Annotated in this window: 15 protein-coding genes; all 15 read right to left on the bottom strand. The window is 60.7% G+C overall.

Translation table 11 applies throughout. From position 1 onward, the window contains the following. Positions 1 to 81: 81 nt before the first annotated feature. Complete coding sequence (locus VNZ65_RS15920) at positions 82 to 2967, bottom strand: hypothetical protein (RefSeq protein ID WP_325670671.1); 2886 nt, start codon at positions 2965 to 2967, stop codon at positions 82 to 84. A 1-nt stretch (position 2968) separates the two neighbouring features. Further along, positions 2969 to 4315, bottom strand: coding sequence for an ATP-binding protein (locus VNZ65_RS15915; RefSeq protein ID WP_325670669.1), 1347 nt, complete (start codon positions 4313 to 4315; stop codon positions 2969 to 2971). Positions 4316 to 4526: 211 nt separating this feature from the next. Then, positions 4527 to 9404 carry a contractile injection system tape measure protein gene (locus VNZ65_RS15910; protein ID WP_325670667.1) on the bottom strand — a complete coding sequence of 1626 codons (4878 nt, stop codon included), beginning with the start codon at positions 9402 to 9404 and terminating at the stop codon, positions 4527 to 4529. Between the two features lie 4 nt (positions 9405 to 9408). Continuing rightward, positions 9409 to 11916 (bottom strand): hypothetical protein, encoded by a 2508-nt coding sequence (locus tag VNZ65_RS15905; RefSeq protein WP_325670665.1) that lies wholly within the window; start codon positions 11914 to 11916, stop codon positions 9409 to 9411. Further along, positions 11913 to 12248: a hypothetical protein gene (locus tag VNZ65_RS15900; protein WP_325670663.1), complete on the bottom strand. Its 336-nt coding sequence runs from the start codon at positions 12246 to 12248 to the stop codon at positions 11913 to 11915. Before VNZ65_RS15900 ends, VNZ65_RS15905 begins: the two co-directional genes overlap by 4 nt. Beyond that, entirely contained in the window at positions 12245 to 13054 is an 810-nt protein-coding gene (locus VNZ65_RS15895) for a hypothetical protein (protein ID WP_325670661.1), read from the bottom strand. The genes VNZ65_RS15900 and VNZ65_RS15895 overlap by 4 nt, the downstream gene beginning before the upstream one ends. Further along, entirely contained in the window at positions 13044 to 16820 is a 3777-nt protein-coding gene (locus VNZ65_RS15890) for a baseplate J/gp47 family protein (RefSeq protein ID WP_325670659.1), read from the bottom strand. The genes VNZ65_RS15895 and VNZ65_RS15890 overlap by 11 nt, the downstream gene beginning before the upstream one ends. A 51-nt stretch (positions 16821 to 16871) precedes the next feature. Then, complete coding sequence (locus tag VNZ65_RS15885) at positions 16872 to 17339, bottom strand: GPW/gp25 family protein (RefSeq protein ID WP_325670657.1); 468 nt, start codon at positions 17337 to 17339, stop codon at positions 16872 to 16874. After that, on the bottom strand, positions 17312 to 17614 hold the full coding sequence (locus tag VNZ65_RS15880) for a PAAR domain-containing protein (protein ID WP_325670655.1): 303 nt from the start codon (positions 17612 to 17614) through the stop codon (positions 17312 to 17314). Before VNZ65_RS15880 ends, VNZ65_RS15885 begins: the two co-directional genes overlap by 28 nt. A 43-nt stretch (positions 17615 to 17657) precedes the next feature. Continuing rightward, a complete protein-coding gene (vgrG, locus tag VNZ65_RS15875; protein ID WP_325670653.1) occupies positions 17658 to 19445 on the bottom strand; it encodes a type VI secretion system tip protein VgrG in 1788 nt (595 codons plus the stop codon). A 3-nt stretch (positions 19446 to 19448) separates the two neighbouring features. Beyond that, positions 19449 to 20135, bottom strand: a complete 687-nt coding sequence (locus VNZ65_RS15870; RefSeq protein ID WP_325670651.1) for a peptidoglycan-binding protein — start codon at positions 20133 to 20135, stop codon at positions 19449 to 19451. After that, positions 20136 to 20321 carry a DUF5908 family protein gene (locus VNZ65_RS15865; RefSeq protein WP_325670649.1) on the bottom strand — a complete coding sequence of 62 codons (186 nt, stop codon included), beginning with the start codon at positions 20319 to 20321 and terminating at the stop codon, positions 20136 to 20138. 5 nt (positions 20322 to 20326) lie between these two features. Further along, positions 20327 to 20797 carry a phage tail protein gene (locus VNZ65_RS15860; protein ID WP_325670647.1) on the bottom strand — a complete coding sequence of 157 codons (471 nt, stop codon included), beginning with the start codon at positions 20795 to 20797 and terminating at the stop codon, positions 20327 to 20329. A 52-nt stretch (positions 20798 to 20849) separates the two neighbouring features. Continuing rightward, positions 20850 to 21308, bottom strand: a complete 459-nt coding sequence (locus VNZ65_RS15855; protein WP_325670645.1) for a phage tail protein — start codon at positions 21306 to 21308, stop codon at positions 20850 to 20852. Between the two features lie 72 nt (positions 21309 to 21380). Then, positions 21381 to 22078 (bottom strand): phage tail sheath family protein (locus tag VNZ65_RS15850; protein WP_325670643.1); only part of this gene is annotated, 698 nt, incomplete at its 5' end.

Raw genomic sequence — 22078 nt, 5'->3', positions numbered from 1 at the left:
GCTGAGGTTCTGCTTGACGCGTTACCGATAATTTCATGTCAGCTCGCTTTCAAAAAGGCCGGCTGCTTGATCGGACCAGATTCAAGGCTGCTCATCGCGCGCCTTGAGCCGATACTGATACACCACGATCAAAATCACGATAACCAGCAACAGAAACAGAGGAATCAGGTAGCCGCTGGTAAGCCGTTGCAGGAACGGATCGCAGAACAGCAGCGCTACGGCAATGAAAAATACCGCCGCACCGGTGACCAGCAGCGGTGCGTAATAATATTTGTGCATCAGTTCGCGCCAGCGGCAAGACCAGTAATACAGGGCGCCGAATCCCAGCAGCAGCAAAAAGCACAGGTCCCAGCTGAGACGGAAGGCCCAGCGGTTTTCGCAAACGAATTTGCATACGCTGCTGGCCTCCGCGCCCGGATTTACCTGGTACTGATCGACCAGGCACTGATTGATGTCCTTGGTGACCTCGCAGCGTTGCACCCCCGCCGTCGCCACCGGTGCGGCCGGCGGCGCTGGCGGCGCAGCGCCGGCTGCAGCTGCGCTGGTGAAGGCCAGCGGCCAGAAGCCGATGCCGCCGAAATTGTCCTTGGAATAGATGATATCGTCTTCCAGCTGCTGCCAGTTTTGCCGGTCGAAGGTCAGCACCGGGATAATCTGCCGCAGCACCCGCTCGCGATCTGCGCCGTGCAGCGCCGCTTCCACCTGCAAGCGCAACTGCTTCTTGGAGTCGGTGGTTTCTTCCTCGATGAAGACCAGGTAACGCGGCCAGATGTCGGGATCCCTGCCGAAGCTGGCCAGGCTGCCCTTGGCGGCATTGCTGTCGCTGGCGTTGATCAGGGCCAGCAGGTTTTTGTAATCGTAGATGCCCTTGCCCATGGCGGAGTGCCGCATCAGGATATTGACCGCATGGCCGACCCCGGCATTGCGCAAGCCGCTTTCCAGTTTTTGCAGAAACGCGGCAAACACCGCAACCGAGGTTTCATCCGCCGGATAATCGTCGAAATACAGGGTAACGCCATCGCCGTTGGTCGGTATCGCGTTCGCGCCGAGCGGCAGGTACGGCAATACTTTCGTCGCTAGTCCGTCGCTCACGCGGGTTGCCAGCATCCGCGCAAGGCTGGCCGCAAGCTGGTCGAATATCTGTTCTTTGCGGTCCTTGCCCAGCTTGCTCCAGCTGCGCCAGTCGTTTCTCTGGATCACCCAATCGATCTTGACGCGATATTTGTGGGCGACGCCGACAAACGCGGTCTGCGCCGGATCGCCGTTCAGCAAGGCGGCGTTGATGTCGCGGCCGTCATTGGCCTGGCGCAGGCTGCCGCTGTCGTCGAAAGTGATGCCGTAGTAGCCAACCCGCGTCAGGGAACTGAAATTGATCTGCTGCGGCTGGCCGGCCAGCCAGAATGGATAGAAGCCAACCACTTCGCCGACAAACTGGTCCTCGCTGCAGCCGCAGGAATTGCCATCCCACAGAACGCGCATGGATGGATCGTACAGCGGCTGCTTTCGGGCGCTGTCCCGGATCGACGAGCGGTACAGCAGATATAGCGCATCGATCTGCTGATGCATGACGATCAGGTCGTCCGAGCTGCAGGCTGCGCCTTGCCAGAATTTGTTGAGCTGCTCGAACAGCGGCGTACCGATGCTGTCCTTCAGCTGCTGCATGGCCTCGGCACCCAGCTTGCGGCGGTCGACGACGTTGTTGACCAAGCCGCTGGGACAGGCGCCGAGCGCCATCCGCAGCCGTGCGGCGACGGCGCTGTCGAACAGCGACTGCTGCGGATACTCCAGTCCCTGCAAGCCCTTGAGGATGTCGATGACGACCGCAGGCACCGCGGCATTGGCAGGATCGGCCTTCATTTCATCCAATGCGGTTTCACTCAGCGTGTAGCTGGTGTCGACTTCCGACACCTCGATGATCAGCGGCACATATCTTTCGATATGGTTGTCGGCAATGGCGGCGGTCGCCGTGGTCAGGGCTTCGACAAATGCATCCTTGTCGGGATAGACATCGTTGAGATCCTCGATCGCAGCCAGGATGCCGTCCGGCACCTGCTTGTCGGCGCGCAGCGCCTGCACTGAGCGGGGACTCAGCTTGTAGCTGGTTTCGTGCGCATATTTCTCGATCATCGGCAAATAGCCCTTGACCTGGCCGCCCAGGTCTTTCAGGGCAACGCTGACGGCGGCATCAAACATGACCTTGTTGGCAAAAGTCGTGTCCTGCAGCGCCGACAGCTTCTCGACGATCTGCGATTTCGCCTGCAGCAGCGCCAGGTCGTCCGCCGTCAGGCTGTACATGAACATCTTCAGCAGCACCTGGTCGCGGTCGGGGCTGACGCTATTCCTGCTGTTGTCGGTGTCATAGTGATACAGCTTGAGCATGGCCCTGATCTGCTCATCCGTGCCGGCCAGCCGGATTTGGTAGTAGCGGACCTTGTCTGCCGCCTCCTGGCGATCGATCCAGCGCCCCAGGTCGGCGCTCACCAGGTCGGTCTTCCATTCGGGATGGGCTTTCACGATAGCCGCGAAACCCAGCAAGGCGTGCACCGAGGCGTCCGTCAGGTTACCCACCGGCTCCAGCTTGAAATCGAGCCAGAAACGGTTCAGCCAGGACAAGGTGATCGGACCGACGATATTATCGGAAAGCGGCTTCGCGATTTCCCGATAAGCCTGCATGTAGGCAGGATCGCCGGCATAAATTTCGAGCAGCGCCTGCTGGATGTTTTTACGCAGCGCGGCATTGAACTTCTTGAGCGCATCCTGCGACAGCAATTGTCCGCTGCCGCCGGCGGGCATGATCTTGACGCCGCTGACGATGACGCGTGCGGCTTCGGGCGTCAGGGCAATACCGCTGGCGGTGGCGCTGGCCGGCGCCGCTTTGACCGCTGGCGCCGCCATGGGAGAAAACAGGCAGGCGGCGGCTGCCACAAGGACAACGCGCAAGAACGGATGGATTGAATGTTTCTTCATGTTAGAGCGTACGCCCTTCTTTGATGAATTCCTTCTTGATGCCTCTCAGCAGATCATCCTTGCCGATGGCGCTGCGCCCATAGCGTTCCGCCCGGATGGCGGCATAGCGCACCACATTGGTCAGCGCGCCGCCAGACAGCACATTGTCTTCGGCCAGTTCCACCAGGTCGACATCGGCAGCGAGGTTGCGGCGTCCGGGAAAGATTCCCTGCCATAGGCGCAAGCGCTGCAGGGCGTCCGGAATCGGGAAATAGATCGAGGTCTGGAAGCGGCGTGAAAATGCCTCATCGATATTGCTTTTGAAATTGGTCGCCAGGATCACGACGCCGGGGAAATCTTCGATACGTTGCAACAAGTAGGAAATCTCCTGGTTGGCATGGCGGTCGTTGGAGGTGCTGCCCTCGCTGCGCTTGCCGAACAAGGCATCTGCCTCATCGAAAAACAGGATCCAGTTCTTGTTCTGTGCCTGGTCGAACACGTTCGCCATGTTCTTTTCAGTCTCGCCGATATACTTGGAAACGATCTTGGAGAGGTCGATGCGATAGACGTCGACGCCGGCCGACGCGCCCAGCAGCGTCGCCGTGAGCGTCTTGCCGGTCCCTGGCGGCCCGTAGAACAGGCTGCGGTAGCCCGGCTTGACCGTCTTCTCCAGGTCCCAGCGCTGCATGACGGCCTTGCCGCCGGCCAGCCAGGTCCTGATGTTCTCGATTTCATCCATGACTTCCGGCGCCAGCACCAGGTCGTCCCAGCTCAGCGGCGAGACGATCAGCTTGGCGGGAAAGCCGGCGCTGTAATCCGGCTTGTGCCGCTGGCCGGTGGTGCAACGGTTCAGGTAATCGGTTTCGATCACCAGCGCCGCGCCCAGCAGCGGTTCGTCGCCGCTCTTTTTTTCAAAGCGGATAATCGCATGGCGCGCAAAGAAATGGTCTGGCTCGAACAGCCTGGTGATCTCGAAGCGGCGCTGCAGGTCGTCGCCGGCCAGGATGAATGCCGCGGTTTCGCAAGTCGGCAGCAGGCCGCCATGGCTGCCGCCTTTCCAGCCGCCGAATTCGGTATAGCTGCGTTCGGTATTCTTGTTCTGGGTGTAGAACATGTCCAGCGCTTGCGGCCTGACATGCGGCAGCAAAGCCAGAATCAGGACAATGCGCTCATCGAAACCCATTTCATGCTGGCGCACCGTTTGCGCAAATATCGAGGCATCGTCGCGCAAATCCGGCGGCGCATGGCTATGGATATCGTGCTGGCTGTCCTGCTGCAGGAAATAGCCGTTGAAACGCGTCGTCAGCACCGCGCTGAACCAGGCGATTTCTCGCTCCAGGCTACGTGCATTCGCTTGTAGGTCATTCATGCCAGCATCGACTCCAGGTTGTTAGCGTCATATCGGTTCACTAGTGGACTGTAACAGCCGAATCGAGAGTGAAGGACGCGTATCCGATGCGCAGTGCAAGGCGCACAGCGGAGCAATAGCAGGACTATTGCGAGCATGTGCAACGCCGCCATGCGCGTCGGATACGTGGCAGGCCCTCTTGATTCGGCTGTTACAGTCCACTGGTTCCAGTTCATTTGCGCCAGCTGACATGCACGGCCCTTTCCATCCACGGATACTTGATGATGGAAAAACTCCAAGGCAACTGGTCCAGCAGCATGTCGAATACCCCTTCCTGCACGCGCAGATGCCAGGCATCGTCTTTCAGATGCAGCCAGCCCGGCCGCTGCAAGAACGATTCGCGCAAGCCTTTGACGGAAGTATTGCCGATGACTTTCCAGTGCAGGATCATGGCCTTGATGAGTTGCTCTATGACGTCGGCTTCATGGTCCGTGATCCGGATTTCACGCACGATAGGCAAGCCGCCGCCGACGCCGCACAACAACTTGTTCAAAACCAGCTGGTATTCCGGCGATGCAGTCTTTTCATTCACCATGAATTGCAGCAAATGCACTGCCCGTTCGGCTGCCTGGGGACTTTTGAAAGCGCCATGTTCAGTCAGCTCCAGCATGCTCCACAGACGTGGCAGGTAGGGTGCGGCAAGCACCATGCCGGCATTGATGAGATAGATCTCGGCGCCGGCTTCCGGTGCGGAATCGCCGCTGGCTTTCTTGCCCGCTGGCGGGCCGTTCTTTGCATGTTGTGCAGTGGACAATGGCGCTGCGGCGTTGCCGGCCTGTGCCGACGGCACCGTCAGTCCGGTACGCCTGCGCAACAGCTGCGCCAGCGCGGGCGTGACCGCACCATCGGCATGAGCCCCCAGATAGTCAAGCAGTTCACGTGCAAAATTCGCGGCATGGAAGCTGTGTCCTTGAGTAAAAAAATAGCGCAGGATGAATTGCCACTTGAGCTGCGCCATGCGTTCGGCGGCAATCCTGGCATACAGGGGCGACAAGGTATCGATGACGTCGTCGGCGCAGCGTTGCGCCTGCTGTGCTTGCGGATGCGGCGCCAGCTGCAGCAGCTGCGGCCAGCGAGATGGCGGCAGCAGTTCCAACAGGCGCCTGGCCGCCGGTTCGTCCCGCAGCAGACCGCTCAGGGCCGCGCGCAAGGTAAACGGGGCAACTGATGCAGCCTGGAGCACGGCCGTCAGCCAGTCGACGAAACCGGATGGCAGAACTTGCGCGGCGGCGAAATCCGGGCCGAGCAGATATTCCAGCCTGGCCTGGTCGCCATCCGGCCCCTGAGCGTTGGCATTCGGAACGCCGGGCGCCGTCTTGGATGCGGCTCTCACACGAGGCGGCGCCGTGGCGGCAGCAATGGATCCAGCTGCCAGCTTCTCGATGACCGCATCGAAATCGGCAGCGCCATTTTCCAGCAAAACCTTCAACACCGCCGCAAAATATGCGTGACGGTCGCCGGCGGACTTCGCCGCGGAGGCGATTTTCTGCATGAAATCTCCCCGGCTTCCGGCATCTTTGCGCCACTCCAGCGCGCTCAAGACGGCGCTCAGGCGTTCCAGCTGTGCCGGCGCGATGCTCGATGTCAGCGGACGCCAGTCGGCATGGCGCAATTGCTGGAAAAACAATTGCAATTGTTCATGCTCGCCGGCGGCCAATCCCTCGACCCGAAACGCGGCCCAGGATTGTTCAAATTCGCTCGGCGCTTGCCCTCGCTGCTTGTGGCCGTCGCCATAATGCAGCAGGACGGCAGCAATATTTGCGGGGACATATCCGCCCGCGCCAAGTTCATCTTCCTGCATGGCGGCTTGCGTCGGCATAGCAACGCCATCGGACGATGCAGATGATGGCGGCGTTGCATTCTCATTTCCAATTCCCGGCGCACTGGCGGCCTGCTGCTGCGCCACGAGCGCGTCGAGGTCGGCGACGCGGCCTGCCAGCAATGCCTCCAGCAGCGCGGAAAAATAGCCATGGCGATTGCTGGCCGCATGCGCCCGGGACGCGATTGCCAATATCAGATCGCGCCGAGAGCCGGCGCTGGAGCGCGTATCCAGCGAGATGAAAGCGGACACCATGCGCTCCAGCTGAGCCAGCGTAATCTGCGATTCCCAATGGCGCCGGCCGGCCTCGCGCAACTGCCGGAAAAACGGCTGTAGCTGCGTCCGGTGCTGCGCTTTCAATGCACGGACTGGCAGCGCCGTGGCGGTGTCGTCCGCATCAGGCCGTGCTGCTGCCGGGATTCTCGGCATGCCGCCATGGCGCTGCAGAATGGCTACGATGTGTTCCGGCACAGATTCAATCACCGGAAGTCTTTGCTCCGGGAGAGCGCTCGGCGCATCTGCGAAAGTGCCGTCAGGCGACGCCAGCGGGCCCGCATCAGCATGCACTGCGCCCACGGCCGCCGCGCCGCCGCTCATGGAGACTGGCGCAAGGCTCTGCTGCCAGGCGAGTTTCAGCTGCTGCCGGAGAGTGGAATCAAGCCACGGCTGCTGCGGCAATGCTGCATCGATATAGCGGCCGATTTCAAACGGCCGCACGGCGTTCTCCGTTCGCCCGGCCTGCAGCAAATGACGCAGGCCGTTTTGCCACAACAAGCGCAGCCATCCGTTGCTATCCATCTGCAGGCCGATGCTGCCTGCCATGCCACGCAGTTCCGGCCGGCTCCATAGCACACGCATGGCCTGACCTGCCTCGGACTGCAGCAGCATCGTCATATCCAGCAGCAAGGAATCCGGAAAACCGGCCGCTATGCGCGCCAGAACATCATCATGCATGCCATAGCGAGACAAGGCTGCGCGCAGCAGGTCGGCATGCTGCTGCAGCAAGATGTCCCATTGCGCATAAATGGCAGCCGCATCGCCGCGCAGCAGCGCCTGCGCCAGCCGTTCTCGCAAGCGCTGTAAATCCGGCAATTGCGTCGAAGCTGCCATATCCGTCTCAGTGTCGTCGGCTGGTACAAACGCATATTCCTGTATCGCTTGCGTCTGCCGCTCCTCTCGCTGCTCCCGCTCCAGTTCCTTGGCCTGCGTCTGCTCCAGGCTTTGCAGCGACGGCTGACCACCATCGCGGGCAGGCCCGGCGCCATTGTCGATGCGGCTGTCACGCGCTATTTCCTCTATATCGACCGGACGATCGTGCAGCAGGGCTTCGAGCAGCAGTGAAAAATAGCGATGGCTATCGCCCGCCGTCGCAGCGCGAGCGTGAATTGCCTGCAAAAACACGACTTGCGAAGAGGCCTTGTCCGCTTCCGGCCGACTGTCGCCCGCGGCCGCCAGCCTGACAGCGGCGGCGACCAGCTCCGCCAGTTGCCCGGGGTTGAACAACTCCCTGTTGATTTTTATCTGCTTCGTGCGTATTTTTTCAAGCAGCAGCGGCAAATCTCCGGCAGCCGCGATTGCTGTAGCTTCGCCCTGGAATGGTACAGATACAACATGCTGCAGATCCGCGGGCGTCGGCTCGGCAGGCAGTGTCGCCCGTGTCATTGCCGCCAGTTTTCCCGCCGGCAGCGCCTGCTCGGACTCGGCTTGTTGATCCTGCCGCAGCGATGCCAGTCCAGCCATGTTTCGGCCAGTATCGACGGCAGCCATCCAGGCCGCAGCCATGCGTTGCTGTGCTTCGCGCTGACTACCGGCCAGCGTTGGCAACATGGTCTTGATGAAAGCGTTGTAATCAAAGGCCATAACCGGAACAGCGCCGATTTCGGATTGCAGCAGGACTTTGATGCTGCTTATCCATTGTGTACGTTTCCAGTGCCCCCAGTCGCCATGTCCGGTGTTGCCGTGCGCCAGGCGGAACAGGTTGGCGTCAGTCCAGATCGCTGCCATCCAGACTGCCGCCTGCGGCTGCAACAGATGGCCGATATCGCGCAGCAGCGATTGGGGAAAACCTGAAGCCATCCGTTCCGTGACATCGCCATATGCACAATAGCGCTGCACCGCTGCGCGCAACATGTCAGGATAGTTGCGCCGCATGTGTTCCCAGTACAGATAGATATCCTCGGCATCGCCGCTCAAGATGGCCTGCACCAGCCGGTCCTTGAGACGTTGCTGTTCCCGGCTGCCGGCGCCGCTGGCGTCGTCCGTCCGGGACGCAGCGGCTAGCGCCGGAATCCGCGCGGCGGCCGTGGCAGAACTACGCGCATCCAGATAACTCAGTGCGGCGGCAATTTCACCGTACTGTTCCAAGTTCGCCTGCTGGTGCGCGGCTGCAGGGGGCAGAGACGCTAGAGATGCCAGTATGGCCTGTCCTGGCGCGCCATCCGGCAATTGCATAGCTGCGGCCACTTGCTTGACGATGATGCCAGCCACGGCGGGCCAGTCCGGCGCGCCGCAAGCGGCCTCCAGAAGCGTCAGCCAGGCCTGGTGCATCGTCTGCAACTGGCTGGTGCCATCCAGGCCACCCACGTCAAGGACCTGGCGCAATTCCGCCATCAAGCGCTGCAGCCGGTCGGCTGGGGCCGGCGCCAGCCGGCGCAATATCTCTTGCAGTTGCGGCTCTGGAAACTGCAGCACCAGGCGCAGCAGCATGTTGCCGCGCTGCGGCGACTGTCGCAGCGTACTCAAGAACTGGTCAACATCGTCTTGCAGCAAGCGCTGCAACAGCAGCTCATGCTGCCCCTCTCCGCTGACGTCCACTTGCCATGGCAAATTGCCATGCGCCAGGTAAGCCAGCAGCTGCTCGGCATCAATCCGGCGCCGCGAGGCTACGCGTAATCCGGCCTCCGGCACGGCAGCCGCAGACGCCCCGCCTGGCGCCATGCCGACAGCCGGCGCCCCCAGTTTTTCCTTTAATGCGCTCTCCAATGCCGATCTCAGACGGGAAGCCATCTCGGCGTTGAAATTTTGCGCAGGGACGTCGCCGACGTCGATGTCCAGGGTATCGATCTGCCACACCGTGTCGCCATCCGCAAACTGATTGAATACCTGGTCCATCAGCGGCAGCAATTCATCCACCAGCAAGGTCCGCAACGCGCTTTCGCGGGCGTGCGGGATCGCCATCGAATCGAACGATATGGTGAAATCCATTTGGTCGATGCGATGGTGTGCATTCATGGCGTCATACCCAATGATCCTGGGCATCATCTGCCTGGCGGTGGCGAAGCAGGAAATTGACCAGGCTGCCGGCGGCCGTGTCCAGCGCTTCCCGGCTGTTGCCGGCAAAGCCGCTGGCGGCGCCCTGCTGCAGGCGTTCCAGCCAGATCCGGTGGCGTTCCTCGAAATCGCGCATCGGCAGAAAATCCAGCCAGTGGAATTCAGGGTAGATGTGGGCCGGCAGGTTGCGGCATAGCGTTTCCTGCGCCAGGTTCCTGAAATCCGGGTCGCTGAAACGCGCCGTCCAGGACGGAAACACCACGCTGACGCGCAAGCCGCAGAAATCGTCCGGGACTGTTCTTGCTGGCTGGCTGGCGTCGGCGCTGCTGCCGCGAGGCCGCAGCAATATGTGCTCGACGATATGGAATCCCTCAGAGGCGACATTCAGCCGGCAAAGCGATTGATGCAGTTTCTGCACCTGCTGCTCCGCCTCGCCGGCATCGCGATGGCGACTCAGGCTGACTTTTTTTGCACGGCCGTAGGGCTGGAAATTCACGACAACGGCATCGCCGACGCGTTCCAGTACGTAGTTTTCCAGGTTGACGCCCTTGGTAAACAAGGGCGCCGGCACGTTCGCCCATGCGCTTCCCGGTGCAGCGGCAGCGCCTTGCAGCAGATGCCGGCTCGCGCTCTCATAGCTGGCGACGGCATCCGCGGCATCAGGTACCAGCTTGATATTGTGCCTAACCAGTTCATGGCTCAAGGAACGTAACAGCGGGCGCGCTTTCAATCCGAGCAGGATATGGCACTTCTTCTGGACGCTGGCCACATTCTCGCTGGCCCAGGATTTTTCCCGGTAGTTGAAGCCGCTCGCGCGGTCGCGGCTGAGCGCCACGATATGCCGCAGGAACGCCAGCTTGTTGTCTATCATCCACTGTCCGGAATGCCGCTCCTCGTAATAGTTGAAACGGCGCAGCGATTTTTGCGAAAACTCTTCGCCGAACATCGCCAGCAAGACATCGATGACACGGCTGCGGCGGTCTTCCAGCTTGTCGTATTTGCCGACGGTGGCCGCCAGGATGCTGCCGATCTGCGCCATCGGCCGCACGTACAACGCTTCAATGTCGGGCAAGGAGCGGTTATCCAGCACTTGCGAATAATAAGATTGCTGCAGGCTGTCGATGGAAAAAATGCGCGGGATTTCCTCCAGGTTTTGCAAGTAATTGGCCATCAACTGCTCCGACAGGAACAGATATGCCTTCAGCTGCCGCGCGCTGACCTTGCTCTTGAGCGGCGCCGAACCCGGCACGCCATACTGGTTAATGCCGTATATCGCCGGAAACTGATGCTGGATCGAATAGTAGTCGTGCAGCGGACGGCGCACCCCGGCTGGCGCGGGAATCACTTGTTCCAGCGACTGCATGCTGTTTCTTACCGCATTGAATTCAAACTGCCTTTTTTTCAGCTCCATGCGAGCGTCGTCGAGAACGATCTGCGCTTTTTCCACGTGCAGCTCATCGTCATGCGCATCCGCCGATGCCTGACGCCCTCCCGCGCTGCTGGCAAAATGCAGCCGCAGGAACAGGCTTTGCTGCGGCGTGGCCGGAAACTGCAGACGCGGCACGCTGCCGCTGGCGGCGACGCCGGCGACGCTTTTGCCATCCTGGTCGCACAAGCCAAGCCGGTGCACATGCTCGACGCCGTCGACCGCCTGAATCAAGGCGATCAGCTTGACCACAGGAATGTCGTTCCCCGACTCGGAAAAGACTGAATTCGCCAGGTAGCCGTGCGCGGTTTGCGGCCCTGAAAACAACCGTTCCAGACTCATCCCCTGCGCTACCATGTCTTCGTAGCGGTCCACTCGGAAGCCCGAAATCACTTGCTTGGCGCAGCGAAAGAATATGTCCGCCAGGATCGCGGCGGGATCGCGCAGGCTGTGGATCTGGATGTCGCCGCGCAGAAAAAAAGCTTCCGTCCTGACGATCCGTACATCGTGGATGTCTTCTCCCAGGTTGCGATGCGCAATGAAGACTGCACAGACCGCCTGCCGGACGCGCTGTTCCAGCGCTGTCAGCGCGGGGGCCGAGAGGTCGGCCAGCGCACTGTCGCTGAGCTTGACCAGCATCGTGTACAAGCCCTGCCGCGGCCCGTGCGCGGGTTCGGCCGCCATCACCCAGACATCTTCTATCTCAGAGATTTCGTCATAGATTATTTTGCGATAATCGTCCTGCGTCAGAGCCCGGCTTGGAAAAACCTGGTCTGCGGAGTGCAATGCGTGGCGCTCGAAATCGATCTGCCCCGCCGCCCCGGCCAGATAATCCTCGGCCGCGAACTCCGAACGGTAGGCCAGATCGGTCAGACCGTAGCATAGCTGCTCAAGTATGGTCACACCGGGATCGTGCAGGTTGTAATCGGTCCAGTTCTCGCCGCACAGCTCCTGCAGCATGGCGATGCCCGACTTGCGCAGGGCGTCGAAATCCAGGCCGTCCCGGTCCGGTACGATTTTATCGATGTAGTCGGGTGTCTTCATCAAGCCTGCTTCTGCTGCACGGCATTATGCTGGAAGGCTTGCTGCATCTGCTTCTGCATTTGCCGATGCAGGTCGTGCACCAGCAGGTGCACCCGGTTGAAAGGCAGGTTCCCCAGAGCATGGATCAGCAGTTTCAGCTCCGCCGCGGTCAAGATCAGGTCCTGCGGTGCAACGCCTGCGCCTGCCGGCGGCAACAAGCTATTGGCCTGCCGGTTGAGCTTGCCGATCAGCTCATAGACCAGCTTGAACGGGCATTCTGCCAGCGCCTCGATCATCAGATTGCCGTCTTCCGGCCGCCAGCTGATGTTGAACTGCAGCTCGTCGGCCGCCATCATGGCTGGAACACCGGTTCTGGGTTGTCCGCACATTCCAGCATCAGCGGATCGAACCACAGGTTGGTCAGGTAATAGCGGACCCAGGTCTTTTCCTTGGACAGCTTGATGTCGTCATAAGAACAGCCAACCCGCATCTGCAGCCGATAGCCGTTGCGCGCGCCGTCCGGCGCTGCGATCCATTGCAGCTGCAGGCGGTTGCACTTGCTGCCGTAATGCGACTGGTGATAGGTGATTTCACCGTTGTCGTTAAATGCCATCACGGCGAAGGCGTGCATGACGGCGTATTTTCCGCTGCCCTTCTTGCCGACGCCGGCGGTGATCTCGAATGCATTGCAGCCTTCCAGCGTATCGCTGATGTCGTGCCATTTGCCGTCGGCCTCGACCAGCCTGCTGCCGCCACGCCCGCGCCTGCCGTCGGCGACGATGCGGCCGGCCATGTCAAGTTCGAAAGAACGCGGATTGTCGCGTCCGGGCTCACCCGCCTGGTCGTCACGCAGCACTTCGCGCAGCGTCATCACGGTGGCGTTGCCGGTGGTGCCGAAGGCCAGTCCGCTGCCGCTGCCGTCCAGCTGGACTGACCAGATCGGGCTCTTGATATCGATGTTCTGGTAAAAACTCAGCAACTTTCCCTGATTCAGCTGCGACACCTTCAAGCCGTCAACCGGCGTCTTGTCGAAGCCCTCATCGGCGATGTTCAGCATGGAATCGATCAAATCGGCGAATGCGCTGGCGGACGGCATCTCGCCCTCATAGAATTTGCGCTTCAGCGACTCTCTGTTGCGCCTGACCATGGCTTTAGTCATCATCCTCCCCCGGTGAAATAATGAATGTGGAACCGATCTCAAGCTGGCTGAGCGCCGTCCTGGTCGGCGCGGCGCTCGCGGAATCAGCGACGACGTCGATTACATGCCGGCTCGCCGGGATGGCGACGCTCCACGGATACAACGGCGTAATATCGGTATCGTCCTGGCCGCCGGCGGCGCCGGCAGCGGTATCGAACAGCGAAAAACTGTAGGCATCGGCGGAACTGATGCGCAACATGGAAAAACCGGTGACGCTGTCGATATAGCCGAGCTTGACGATGAAGGCCTCGACGTCATGCTGGCGGACGCACCAGCCGAAGTGCGCGCTGTAGCCGCAGGCATCGTTCCATGGCGTCAGAAAATCGGAAATATCCTGGTTCAGCCGGTTGATGTAATAGCCGCCGCTGAGGCCGTCCTTGAGCTTCACCGTGCAACGCACCTGGATATGCTCGTAGACCGGGTTTTCCACCGAAATCGTGGTCCATGGCGACGCCAGGGTCTCGACGAACTCCTGTATCTCGCGCACCACGTTCCCGTTCAGCATGCTGGCCTGGTGCGCCCGGCCGACGGCCGACAGATAGGGCAACGGCACGATCAGCACCCGCCCCGGACGCACGCATTGCTCAGGACCGAGGTCGGTGGCCATGTTGGCGAAGCATTTGACCTTGTAGACATCCGGGAACTGCTGCAGGATCAGCAATTCGTAGTCGGCCGCCGACACCGCCCGGTTCTTGTGGCGCAGCCGCTCGCTGATGCGGGTGCGCAGCTGTTCGCGCCGCTCCGCCGGACGGCCACTGACGGAAGCGATCACCTGCGTGATCTTGACCACGCCGGGAATCGCTTGCTTGCTGCGCTTGATGCTGGCGGCAGGCAGGATGACCGGCACCGCGGCGGCGACATCGTGATGGCGGCTGACCTGCACCGCCTGCGCGTGCACCGAGTAGACGCTGCAGAATTTGTCGAGATCGGTGTCGGCGCTCAGCCTGAGCCAGTAAAGGCCGGGCGGCATGACCGTATTGTCGCCGCCGATGTCGGATGGGATGTTCAACGTGACGATGCCGGACGTCATGAAATGCTCGGTGCCGTCCGCCACGATATTATTCTTGTACAGCGCCTTCCAGGTATTCCCCGACAGGTAGCACCAATGCAGCTCGGCCGGCCTTTTCAATGGCAAGGAATCCTCGCGCAGATGGAAAAACAGCGTGATCTTTCCATTCAGCCGGACCGCCTCGATGCCGATGTACAGGTTGCCGCTATAGTCGAACTGCGGCAGCAGGGTCGGCGCCGGCGAACTGGCCGGGCCGAGCACTTCCCAGCCGGACGGATACAGATGGATGAATTTGTCGTCGCGTGTGGGGCCGTCGACCGGATTGCGGTCCAGCCGGATGCTGGCGCGCGCCTTGTAGCGTACCGCTATCGCATTGATTTGCGGCGTATAGGGCGGATTGGGGACCGCGCGCTGGCGGCCGGCGCGCTTGATCCTGGAATTGAAAATCAGGGTCGACGCCAGTACGTTGGGGTACTCTTCGTGGCCGAAAGCAAACGCCGGCGCCGCCAGCGTAAATTTGAAAAAGCCGTTCTTGGCGCTGCTGCTGTACTCCAGCGGCGCTGCCCCCGGCGCAGCTTCGGCTGGATGGAAGTAACGAGCGATGCTGTCGCAACCCAGGCGGATGTAGCTGCCGATCTTTTCGCCCTGCCCGGGCCGCACCATGGTGTGAAACAGCGGCATCAGCGGCTGCCCCCGGGCATCCGCAGGCCCCCACGCGCCATTGCTGAGCACGGCGGCGCTGACCACGAAATCGCTATTCTCGACTGCGCGCTCATAGCCGCGATAATAAGTATTGAAGCCGCCGCTGACCGTCGGCAGATCCGCCCACTCGATATCGACGCCAAAGCTGCTCAGCTGCTTCCCCGCTATCTCGGCGCCGCCGACAATCAGATAGCTGCCGATCTTCGGCAAAGGACCGAACGGCGCGAACGGCGCGGCCGCGCTCAGCTGGCCGATATTATTGTGCAGCACCAGGTCGCGGCAGCCTTTGACGTCGACCTCAATGACAGCGCCGGCCAGCGGCAGTTTGCGCAGCATGCCATAGGGGTAGAGGTAGGCGCCGGGGTTGAGCACGAAGCGCAGCAGCGGCGCCGCGCTGTCGTAGCGCTCGCCGTGCAGCAGCGGATCATAGGTCGTCACCGCCGCCGCTTCCGGCGCCAGTTCGAATTCGATATTCAGCCAGTAGCCGCCGGCGCTGGCCTTGGCGTCGGGATGTGAAGGAATATAGTCCGGCACTTCGATCCAGCCTTGCTCGCCGGTGTACGCCACCCGGAACATGTGGCGGAACACCTTGAGAAACACATCCTGGCAATAGATCTCTTGCAGCTCCGCGCTGGCTTGGCTGCTGTCGTCTCCCATCACTGCAGCCAGGGCCGCGATACGCTGCTCCAGGACGCCGCTTTCGAACTGCAGGGTCACGCTGATATTGCGCTGCCCTTCTTTCAGCAGCAACACCTTGCTCGACAGGATGAAGCCCAGGCGGGCATCGGCGAAGACACAGGTTTCGTTGGCATGTTTTTGCGCACCGAACAATGGCTGCGCGCGCAGCTTGTCGGGATTATCGTAATCACTGCCGGCCACCAGCGCGATCGGATTAAGCCAGGCGCTGGTCGGCCAGCTAGGTCCCTGGCCGCTGGCCTGCGGCTGCCCTGGCGCGGTCGCCTGCGGCGGTGGCGGCAAATCGTCAAACAGGCGGTTTTCCGGCGAACTGTAGCGGTTATGGTCGAAGAAAACAGTCTGCAGAGCGGCGACTCTGGCATCGCTGGCGATCAGTTCGTCGTCGGAGACATAGATGATGTCGCGCTTGTCGGCATCGAGGCCGGCAAGGAATTCGGTGTTGCGCGGAATCCTGACCTCGCGGCCCGGGGCATTGATCTCGACGATCAGGCAGGTCTTGTCCGCCAGCGGCGCCAGCGGCGCGCACCTGAGCACCTTGTCGTAATAGAAATCCAGGTAGTTGCGGGTGAAGCGGTTGAGTTTGCCTTTCAGCTTCTGGAACTGGCGGATAAAGGCAATCAGCAAGCCGATCGCAGGATCGTGATGCTGGCTCGTCAGCGAATCCGGCAGACGCTGCAAGGCATCCTTCTTGATCATTTCAATCGCCTTGACGAAGGCATAGAAATTGGAACGCACCGTCGCCTTGCTGATCTTCTCCGGCGCTGCGGATGCCTGCCTGCCACTGCTTGACCAGAGCGGATGCAAGGCGATGCCGCCGACGCCGTCTCCCGCAGTTGCCGCACGCACCAGGAAATGCGTCAGGCTGGATTTGTCGGAGCACAGCTGTTCGATCACTTCCGCAATCAGCGAGCGCAACTTCTGTCCGCTGTCGTTGCTGACGCTTTCCAGGGCGATAAACCAGCCATTGATCAGGTTCGCCAGCGGGCTGACCGGCAAGTCCTGCACGCGCCATCCGCGGTCGCCGACGCCGCTGCCATGCTCGAAGGTCTGGCCCCACCAGTGCTCGAAGCGGGTGCCGGCGGCCGCCAGGTCAGTCGACAATATGCGGCTGATCACGATGGTTTCGTCGGCGCAAAAATATGGCGTCCAGTCGCCCTCTTCCTGATTCTCCAGGTTGTAAAACTTGACCAGGCCGGCAAATTCGGTCGCCATCGCCAGCAGATCGGAAAAATGCATCTCATCGAGATTGAAATAGCCGTCCTGCAACGCCGCAAGCACGCGCATCTGCTGGCTGGTGCCATCCCTGATGATCAGATTCTTCATTGACGGGCAGTCCTGGCAAAGCCGCCGTCCGGCGCACCGGTACGGCCGCCCCTATTTGTTCGGCACATTGCTGCCTTCCAGGAAATAGAACGGATACACCATGTTGCTGCGGGTATTGGTGCCCCTGATGGTGTAATCAACATGGATATTCAACTGACCGCCCAGCATGTCGAGGTCATCGACACGGATCGCATTGAGCGTGATCCTCGGCTCGAAGAACAGGATCGCGCGTTCGATCGCATCCTTGATCTCGGTGACGACGCTTTCATTGAGCTCGTCGAACACATGCGCCTTGAGGCCGCAGCCGTAGGTCGGCTGCATGATGCGCTCACCCGGCGTGGTCGACAGCAAGATGGTCAGGCTCTCGTGGATATCCTGCTCGGCTTCCACCATGGCGACGCTGCCGCCAGCCTGATAAGCGCTATTGCTCTTGCCGAACGTCGGCGGAAAGCTCCAGCCGGTCCCCAGGAAAGATTTATCCAGGCCCATCGTCAGCCGCCGATCATCACGGTCGGACATCCCATCACGATGCTGCCGCCATGAGCACAGCTGTCGCCGACCCTGGCCGCCGGCATCTTGCCGATGAATACCGTGGCCGAGCCCTTGACGATGGTATCCGGCGGCCCGACGCAAACGCAGCTGTCGGTGACGACCGCCGCCGGCAATTTGCCGATCAGGACGGTCGGCACGCAGGGGCCGATGATCGGCCCGCCGACGTGCGGGATAGGCGTCGGCACAGCGGGCGTCTGCATCGGGCAGACATGCATGTCGGTCATTCGCGCGGCTAACGGCATGATGGCTCCTGAAGCGAAGAAAATGCGAGATTAAGGGCGGCGCTCAATTGATCATCACCATCGCTCCCTTCACCGTGGTCTGGCCTGCGGCCGACAGTTCGGCAGTGGCAGAGCCTTTGGCCACGAAGCCGACCTTGGCGTTATTGTTGATGTTCAGCGCTTCGTTCTTGATATCGCCCGTGGCGCTGCTTTCGATATTGGCCACCGCGGTGATGCTGACCTTGCCCTTGGCGTTGATGACGATATCTTTCGGACTGTCGAGCAGGATGCCGTCAGGATTCATCTCTATCTTGTTGCTGTTCTGGTCGGTCAGGCAGATCGATTTGCCGTCGTCGCTCAGGACGATGCTATTTTTCTGCGGCGTAATGATGGTGATGACCTTCTTGTCATCGTCGAATTCGATTTTCAGCAAGCCCTTGGTGACGATGGCCTTGATGAAGTTATCCGCCGTCAGCTCATAGGGCGGCTTGCGCTGGCTGCTGTACAGGCTGCCCAGCACCACCGGATGCGAGGGGTCGCTGTTGAGATAGCCGATCACCACTTCGTCGCCGATTTCCGGAATGAAGAAGGCGCCGACCCCGGTCGAGCCGTAGAAATTGGCCAGCCTGGCCCATACGCCGTCGGTTTCGGCCTGCAGCACCGGAATCGATACCTGGATCTTGTACTGGCCCTCGGGGTCCTCGTCGAGCTTCTTGACGATACCGATCTGCAGCCCGCTGACGCCCGGCGTCAAGCCGGCAGCCAGCGCCGCCGCCGTGCCGTCCTGCTGGCTGAACCATTCCGGCGCCATGCCGAAATCGACTTCCGTGATCCAGTTGCCCTGCGCGATATCGTGGCTGACGGCGCTGGCGAACACCTGGCCGCTGAAACGCTTGCCGACGCCGGCCAGTTCCAGCATGCAGCCCGGCTTCGCCAGCGCGCTGCCCTGGAATTTCATGCTGCCCTGGATCCGCGCCAGGCCAGCCTTCATCTGGCGCGCGGCGATCCATGACTTCAGTTCGCCGCTCTCCAGGGGCGCCGTGGTCTGCATGCGATAGGACGACAGGTCGACTACCTTGGCCAGGGTGGCGGCATCCAGGTTGCCCTGCGGGTTCATGGCTTGCGGGGCGGCCTGCTGCTCAACCACTGCCTGGGTGCCCGGATCCCAGGACACGCCCTGCACCGAGCTCAATTGCGTGCGCGCATCGATATCCGCATGGAATTCCATCAGGTCGACGCCGTAGGTCAGCTTCAAGACGGCGGCGGCATCGGTTTGCGGCGCCTTGACTACCACGCTGGTGTCTTCCAGGATCACCAGGAAGCCGTTGGCCTCGGCGCGCGTCACCAGGAAGTCCCAGTCGCTGCAGTAATACTGCACCAGCTCCTTGTGCTGGGTGTCGGAGCTGGCGACATCGGCGCTGACGCCGCTGGCGGCGATCAGCTTGCTGATGATGTCGCTATCCTTGAGATCGACGTAATTGGCGTTTTTCCGGCCGACCGTCAGCGCCATCGCCTTGTGCTTGCATTCGATCTGCAGCTGCGCCTCGTTATTGCCGACTATATGGATGCCGTGCCTGACCACCACGCCTTCAAAGATGACATTGGCGGCGCTGCCATAGCCCGCGCTGATCTTGATGTCCGCGCCCGGCACCAGCACATCGAGGTCGCTGACCGGGAATTCGTCCTGCGGCATGTCGCCGTCACGCACCGTGATGCGCGCCGTCGAAATCCGGTTGACCGCCTTGCTGACAGTGACGGCGATGACCTTGATGGTGTCGGCAAGCGCCGTGCCATTGCTGCTGATCGTCAGCTTGAGGACGGCGCTGCTGTTGAGATTTGGGGAATCAGCCATGGTTCATACCAGTGGTGGAAAGCGCAGCTGCATGCCGGGCTCGAGGTTGCGGAAATTGGTCAGGTTGTTGATGCGTGCAACTTCCCGGTAATACGACGAATCGTTATAGATGCGGCTGCAAAGCAAGGGCAGCGTATCGCCCACCTTGACTTCGACCAGGTGGCTGAGGTCGGGCGAGCTGGTGTTCGCCCTCAAGGTATCTTCTTCCTTGCTCATCCAGCCGACAAAGCTCATTTGCACCTTGGCGCGCAAGGGCTCGCCGCTGGGCTTGAACAGGGTGTAATCGATGGAAATCGATTCGGCGCGCCCGAAGAAAATGAAACTGCCCCACAACAGGCGCACATGGTTGGGTTCGTGCTTGTCGCCCTCGTAGACGTAGATCACCGACAGCAGCCGCTCGACCAGGGTCTGCACGCTTTCCATGCCGATCAATGCGACCACGCCGGTGCCGTCCAGCACCAGTTCCGGCAGGCTCAGGACTTCCGGCGAGATGGCGCTGAACTTCGGTTCGGCGCTGGATTGTCCCAGGCTCTTCTTGGTGCTGTAGTCGATTTTCAGCTGATGCTTGTAGCTGGCCGGATTGATCATCGCCTCGAACGGCGTCTTGCTCTTGTCGACGCTGATGGTGCCGGCGCTGACGTTGCATGGATAGATGCTGAGCTTCTTCTTGAGGCCGGTGCTGATCGGCATCTAGCGCTCCCGGCCGCGGCTCAGCAAGTCAGCCAGCATGGTCTTGCATTCGGCCAGGATCTCGCTTCTCGCTGCATCGCTGAGCAACTGCGCGCCAGCGCCACCGGCTGTCGATGGCGGCGCCTGGCCTGGCGTATCCTGGACAATATTCGATTTGATATTCAACTGCCTGATTTCGATGGACATTTTTTCTATACCAGCCTGTTTGAATAGGTATAACTCAGCACAATTTTTTCGATCACGACCTCGTTCTTGGTCGAGCCGAAACTTTCCACTTCCCACTTCACCGGATAGGCATTGGCGAAAGACCAGGCCCGCACCGGCAGTTTCTCTGCATTCATCAGCTGCACGGTGATCGGCTGCGCCACGATCGGCAGCATGAAATCCATTTCAAATACCGAGCGGCACCAGATCACCAGCGGCGAGGTCATCGGCGCGATGCCGCGCTTGAGTTCGAGCATGGGATGCTTGACGCCTTTCGGCAAGGTATGCACGTAGCGGTTCTCGCCGCCCTCGACCAGGGTTTCGGTTTGAATTTCCGCACCGATGCCCGACACCTCCTGGAAAGAGGTGTCGGTCAGCCCCAGGGTGGCCCCGAACAGCACCTTGAAATAAAAGGCCGGCGGTGGATAGCCATCCGAAAACAGATTGGGGATCGACATGCTTAGCTATCCGCTCTGAGTCACATTGCCGGTTGCGCTGAAGCTGCAGCCGTCATGAATTGGCAATCGTCAGCCCTTCGTGGACGATCTCGATGGTTTCAATCGCCACTTCATTGCCTTCGGCCTTGAGATCGGTGCCGGTAATCTTGGTCGGCCAGGCGTTGGTCAGGGTCCAGACCATGGTCGGCGCACCGGTTTCGTCCAGCAGGCTGATGGTCACCGGCAGGCGTTTGATGGTATTCATCTTGATCTGGTTGAACCAGTCCCAGAACTTGTTATCGGACTTGAAGGTACCCTTTTTCATGGTCACGTTGCCGACCTTTTTCATGCCGGGCATCTTGATCACGGAAAATTCCGGGCTGTCGCCATGCCGGTACTTGATTTCTTCCGACTGCACGTCCAGGCCGCTGACTTCCTGGAACGACATGACCTGGGAATCCCACTTCACCTGGAAGTAAAACTTGGGAAGCGGCCAGACCGTGGTTGATTGTTTTGATCCATCATCTGCCATATTAAACCTCGTCTATTTTGTAAAGGTTACGAAAACATCGATGCCGGCAATGCTGCGTGCCAGTGCGGCGCATCAGGATTTCTGCATCTGCTGCTCGAACGTGATCTCGATGAATTCGGCCGGCCGGCTGACCGCCACCAGCACCGACACTTTCAGCAAGCCTTCCAGGATATCGTCCGCCGTCATGGTCTCGCCAAGTCCGACAAACACGCTGAAAGCGTCGTCAGGGCTGGCGCCGGCAAGGCCGCCGCGCTTCCAGACGCTGGTCAGGAAATTGCGGATCATGCTCTTCACCGTGACCCAGGTGTTGGCGACATTCGGCTCGAACACATACGCCTTGCTGGCCTGCTTGACCGATTCCTCGATCATGATCATGGTGCGCCGCACGTTGATATAGCGCCAGTCCAGGCTGTTGCCGTCGAGCGTGCGCGCGCCCCATACCAGCACGCCTTCGCCGATGAAGGAACGGATGGCGTTGATGGATTTCCCCTGGGTGGTGACGTTCAGGTCTTCCTGGTCGTCATGGGTGATGTTCACCGCCGGCGACACCACGCCATTCAGGCTGACGTTGGCTGGCGCTTTCCAGACGCCGCGGGTATTATCGATCATGGTGTAAATGCCAGCCATGCCCGCGCTTGGCGGCAGCAGGTTGAGCTTCTTCTGGACCGCCAGCAGGATTTGCGAATACAAGGGACTGACCGCGACCAGCGTCTGGTTCAACTGCGTGATTTTCTGGTCGGCGTCCGGCTCTTTGCTCCAGTCGGTGGCTA

It is taken from the genome of Collimonas sp. (assembly GCF_035566555.1).
In the GTDB taxonomy this organism is placed as follows: domain Bacteria; phylum Pseudomonadota; class Gammaproteobacteria; order Burkholderiales; family Burkholderiaceae_D; genus Collimonas.
This window is presented reverse-complemented; position numbering and strand designations above follow the sequence as displayed.

Coding starts and splice junctions, on each gene's coding strand:
- VNZ65_RS15880 (WP_325670655.1), bottom strand. CDS start 17,614: ATGCCGTTAGCCGCGCGAATGACCGACATGCATGTCTGCCCGATGCAG.
- vgrG (WP_325670653.1), bottom strand. CDS start 19,445: ATGGCTGATTCCCCAAATCTCAACAGCAGCGCCGTCCTCAAGCTGACG.
- VNZ65_RS15890 (WP_325670659.1), bottom strand. CDS start 16,820: ATGAAGAATCTGATCATCAGGGATGGCACCAGCCAGCAGATGCGCGTG.
- VNZ65_RS15885 (WP_325670657.1), bottom strand. CDS start 17,339: ATGTCCGACCGTGATGATCGGCGGCTGACGATGGGCCTGGATAAATCT.
- VNZ65_RS15895 (WP_325670661.1), bottom strand. CDS start 13,054: ATGATGACTAAAGCCATGGTCAGGCGCAACAGAGAGTCGCTGAAGCGC.
- VNZ65_RS15920 (WP_325670671.1), bottom strand. CDS start 2,967: ATGAAGAAACATTCAATCCATCCGTTCTTGCGCGTTGTCCTTGTGGCA.
- VNZ65_RS15910 (WP_325670667.1), bottom strand. CDS start 9,404: ATGAATGCACACCATCGCATCGACCAAATGGATTTCACCATATCGTTC.
- VNZ65_RS15900 (WP_325670663.1), bottom strand. CDS start 12,248: ATGATGGCGGCCGACGAGCTGCAGTTCAACATCAGCTGGCGGCCGGAA.
- VNZ65_RS15870 (WP_325670651.1), bottom strand. CDS start 20,135: ATGCCGATCAGCACCGGCCTCAAGAAGAAGCTCAGCATCTATCCATGC.
- VNZ65_RS15865 (WP_325670649.1), bottom strand. CDS start 20,321: ATGTCCATCGAAATCAGGCAGTTGAATATCAAATCGAATATTGTCCAG.
- VNZ65_RS15915 (WP_325670669.1), bottom strand. CDS start 4,315: ATGAATGACCTACAAGCGAATGCACGTAGCCTGGAGCGAGAAATCGCC.
- VNZ65_RS15860 (WP_325670647.1), bottom strand. CDS start 20,797: ATGTCGATCCCCAATCTGTTTTCGGATGGCTATCCACCGCCGGCCTTT.
- VNZ65_RS15855 (WP_325670645.1), bottom strand. CDS start 21,308: ATGGCAGATGATGGATCAAAACAATCAACCACGGTCTGGCCGCTTCCC.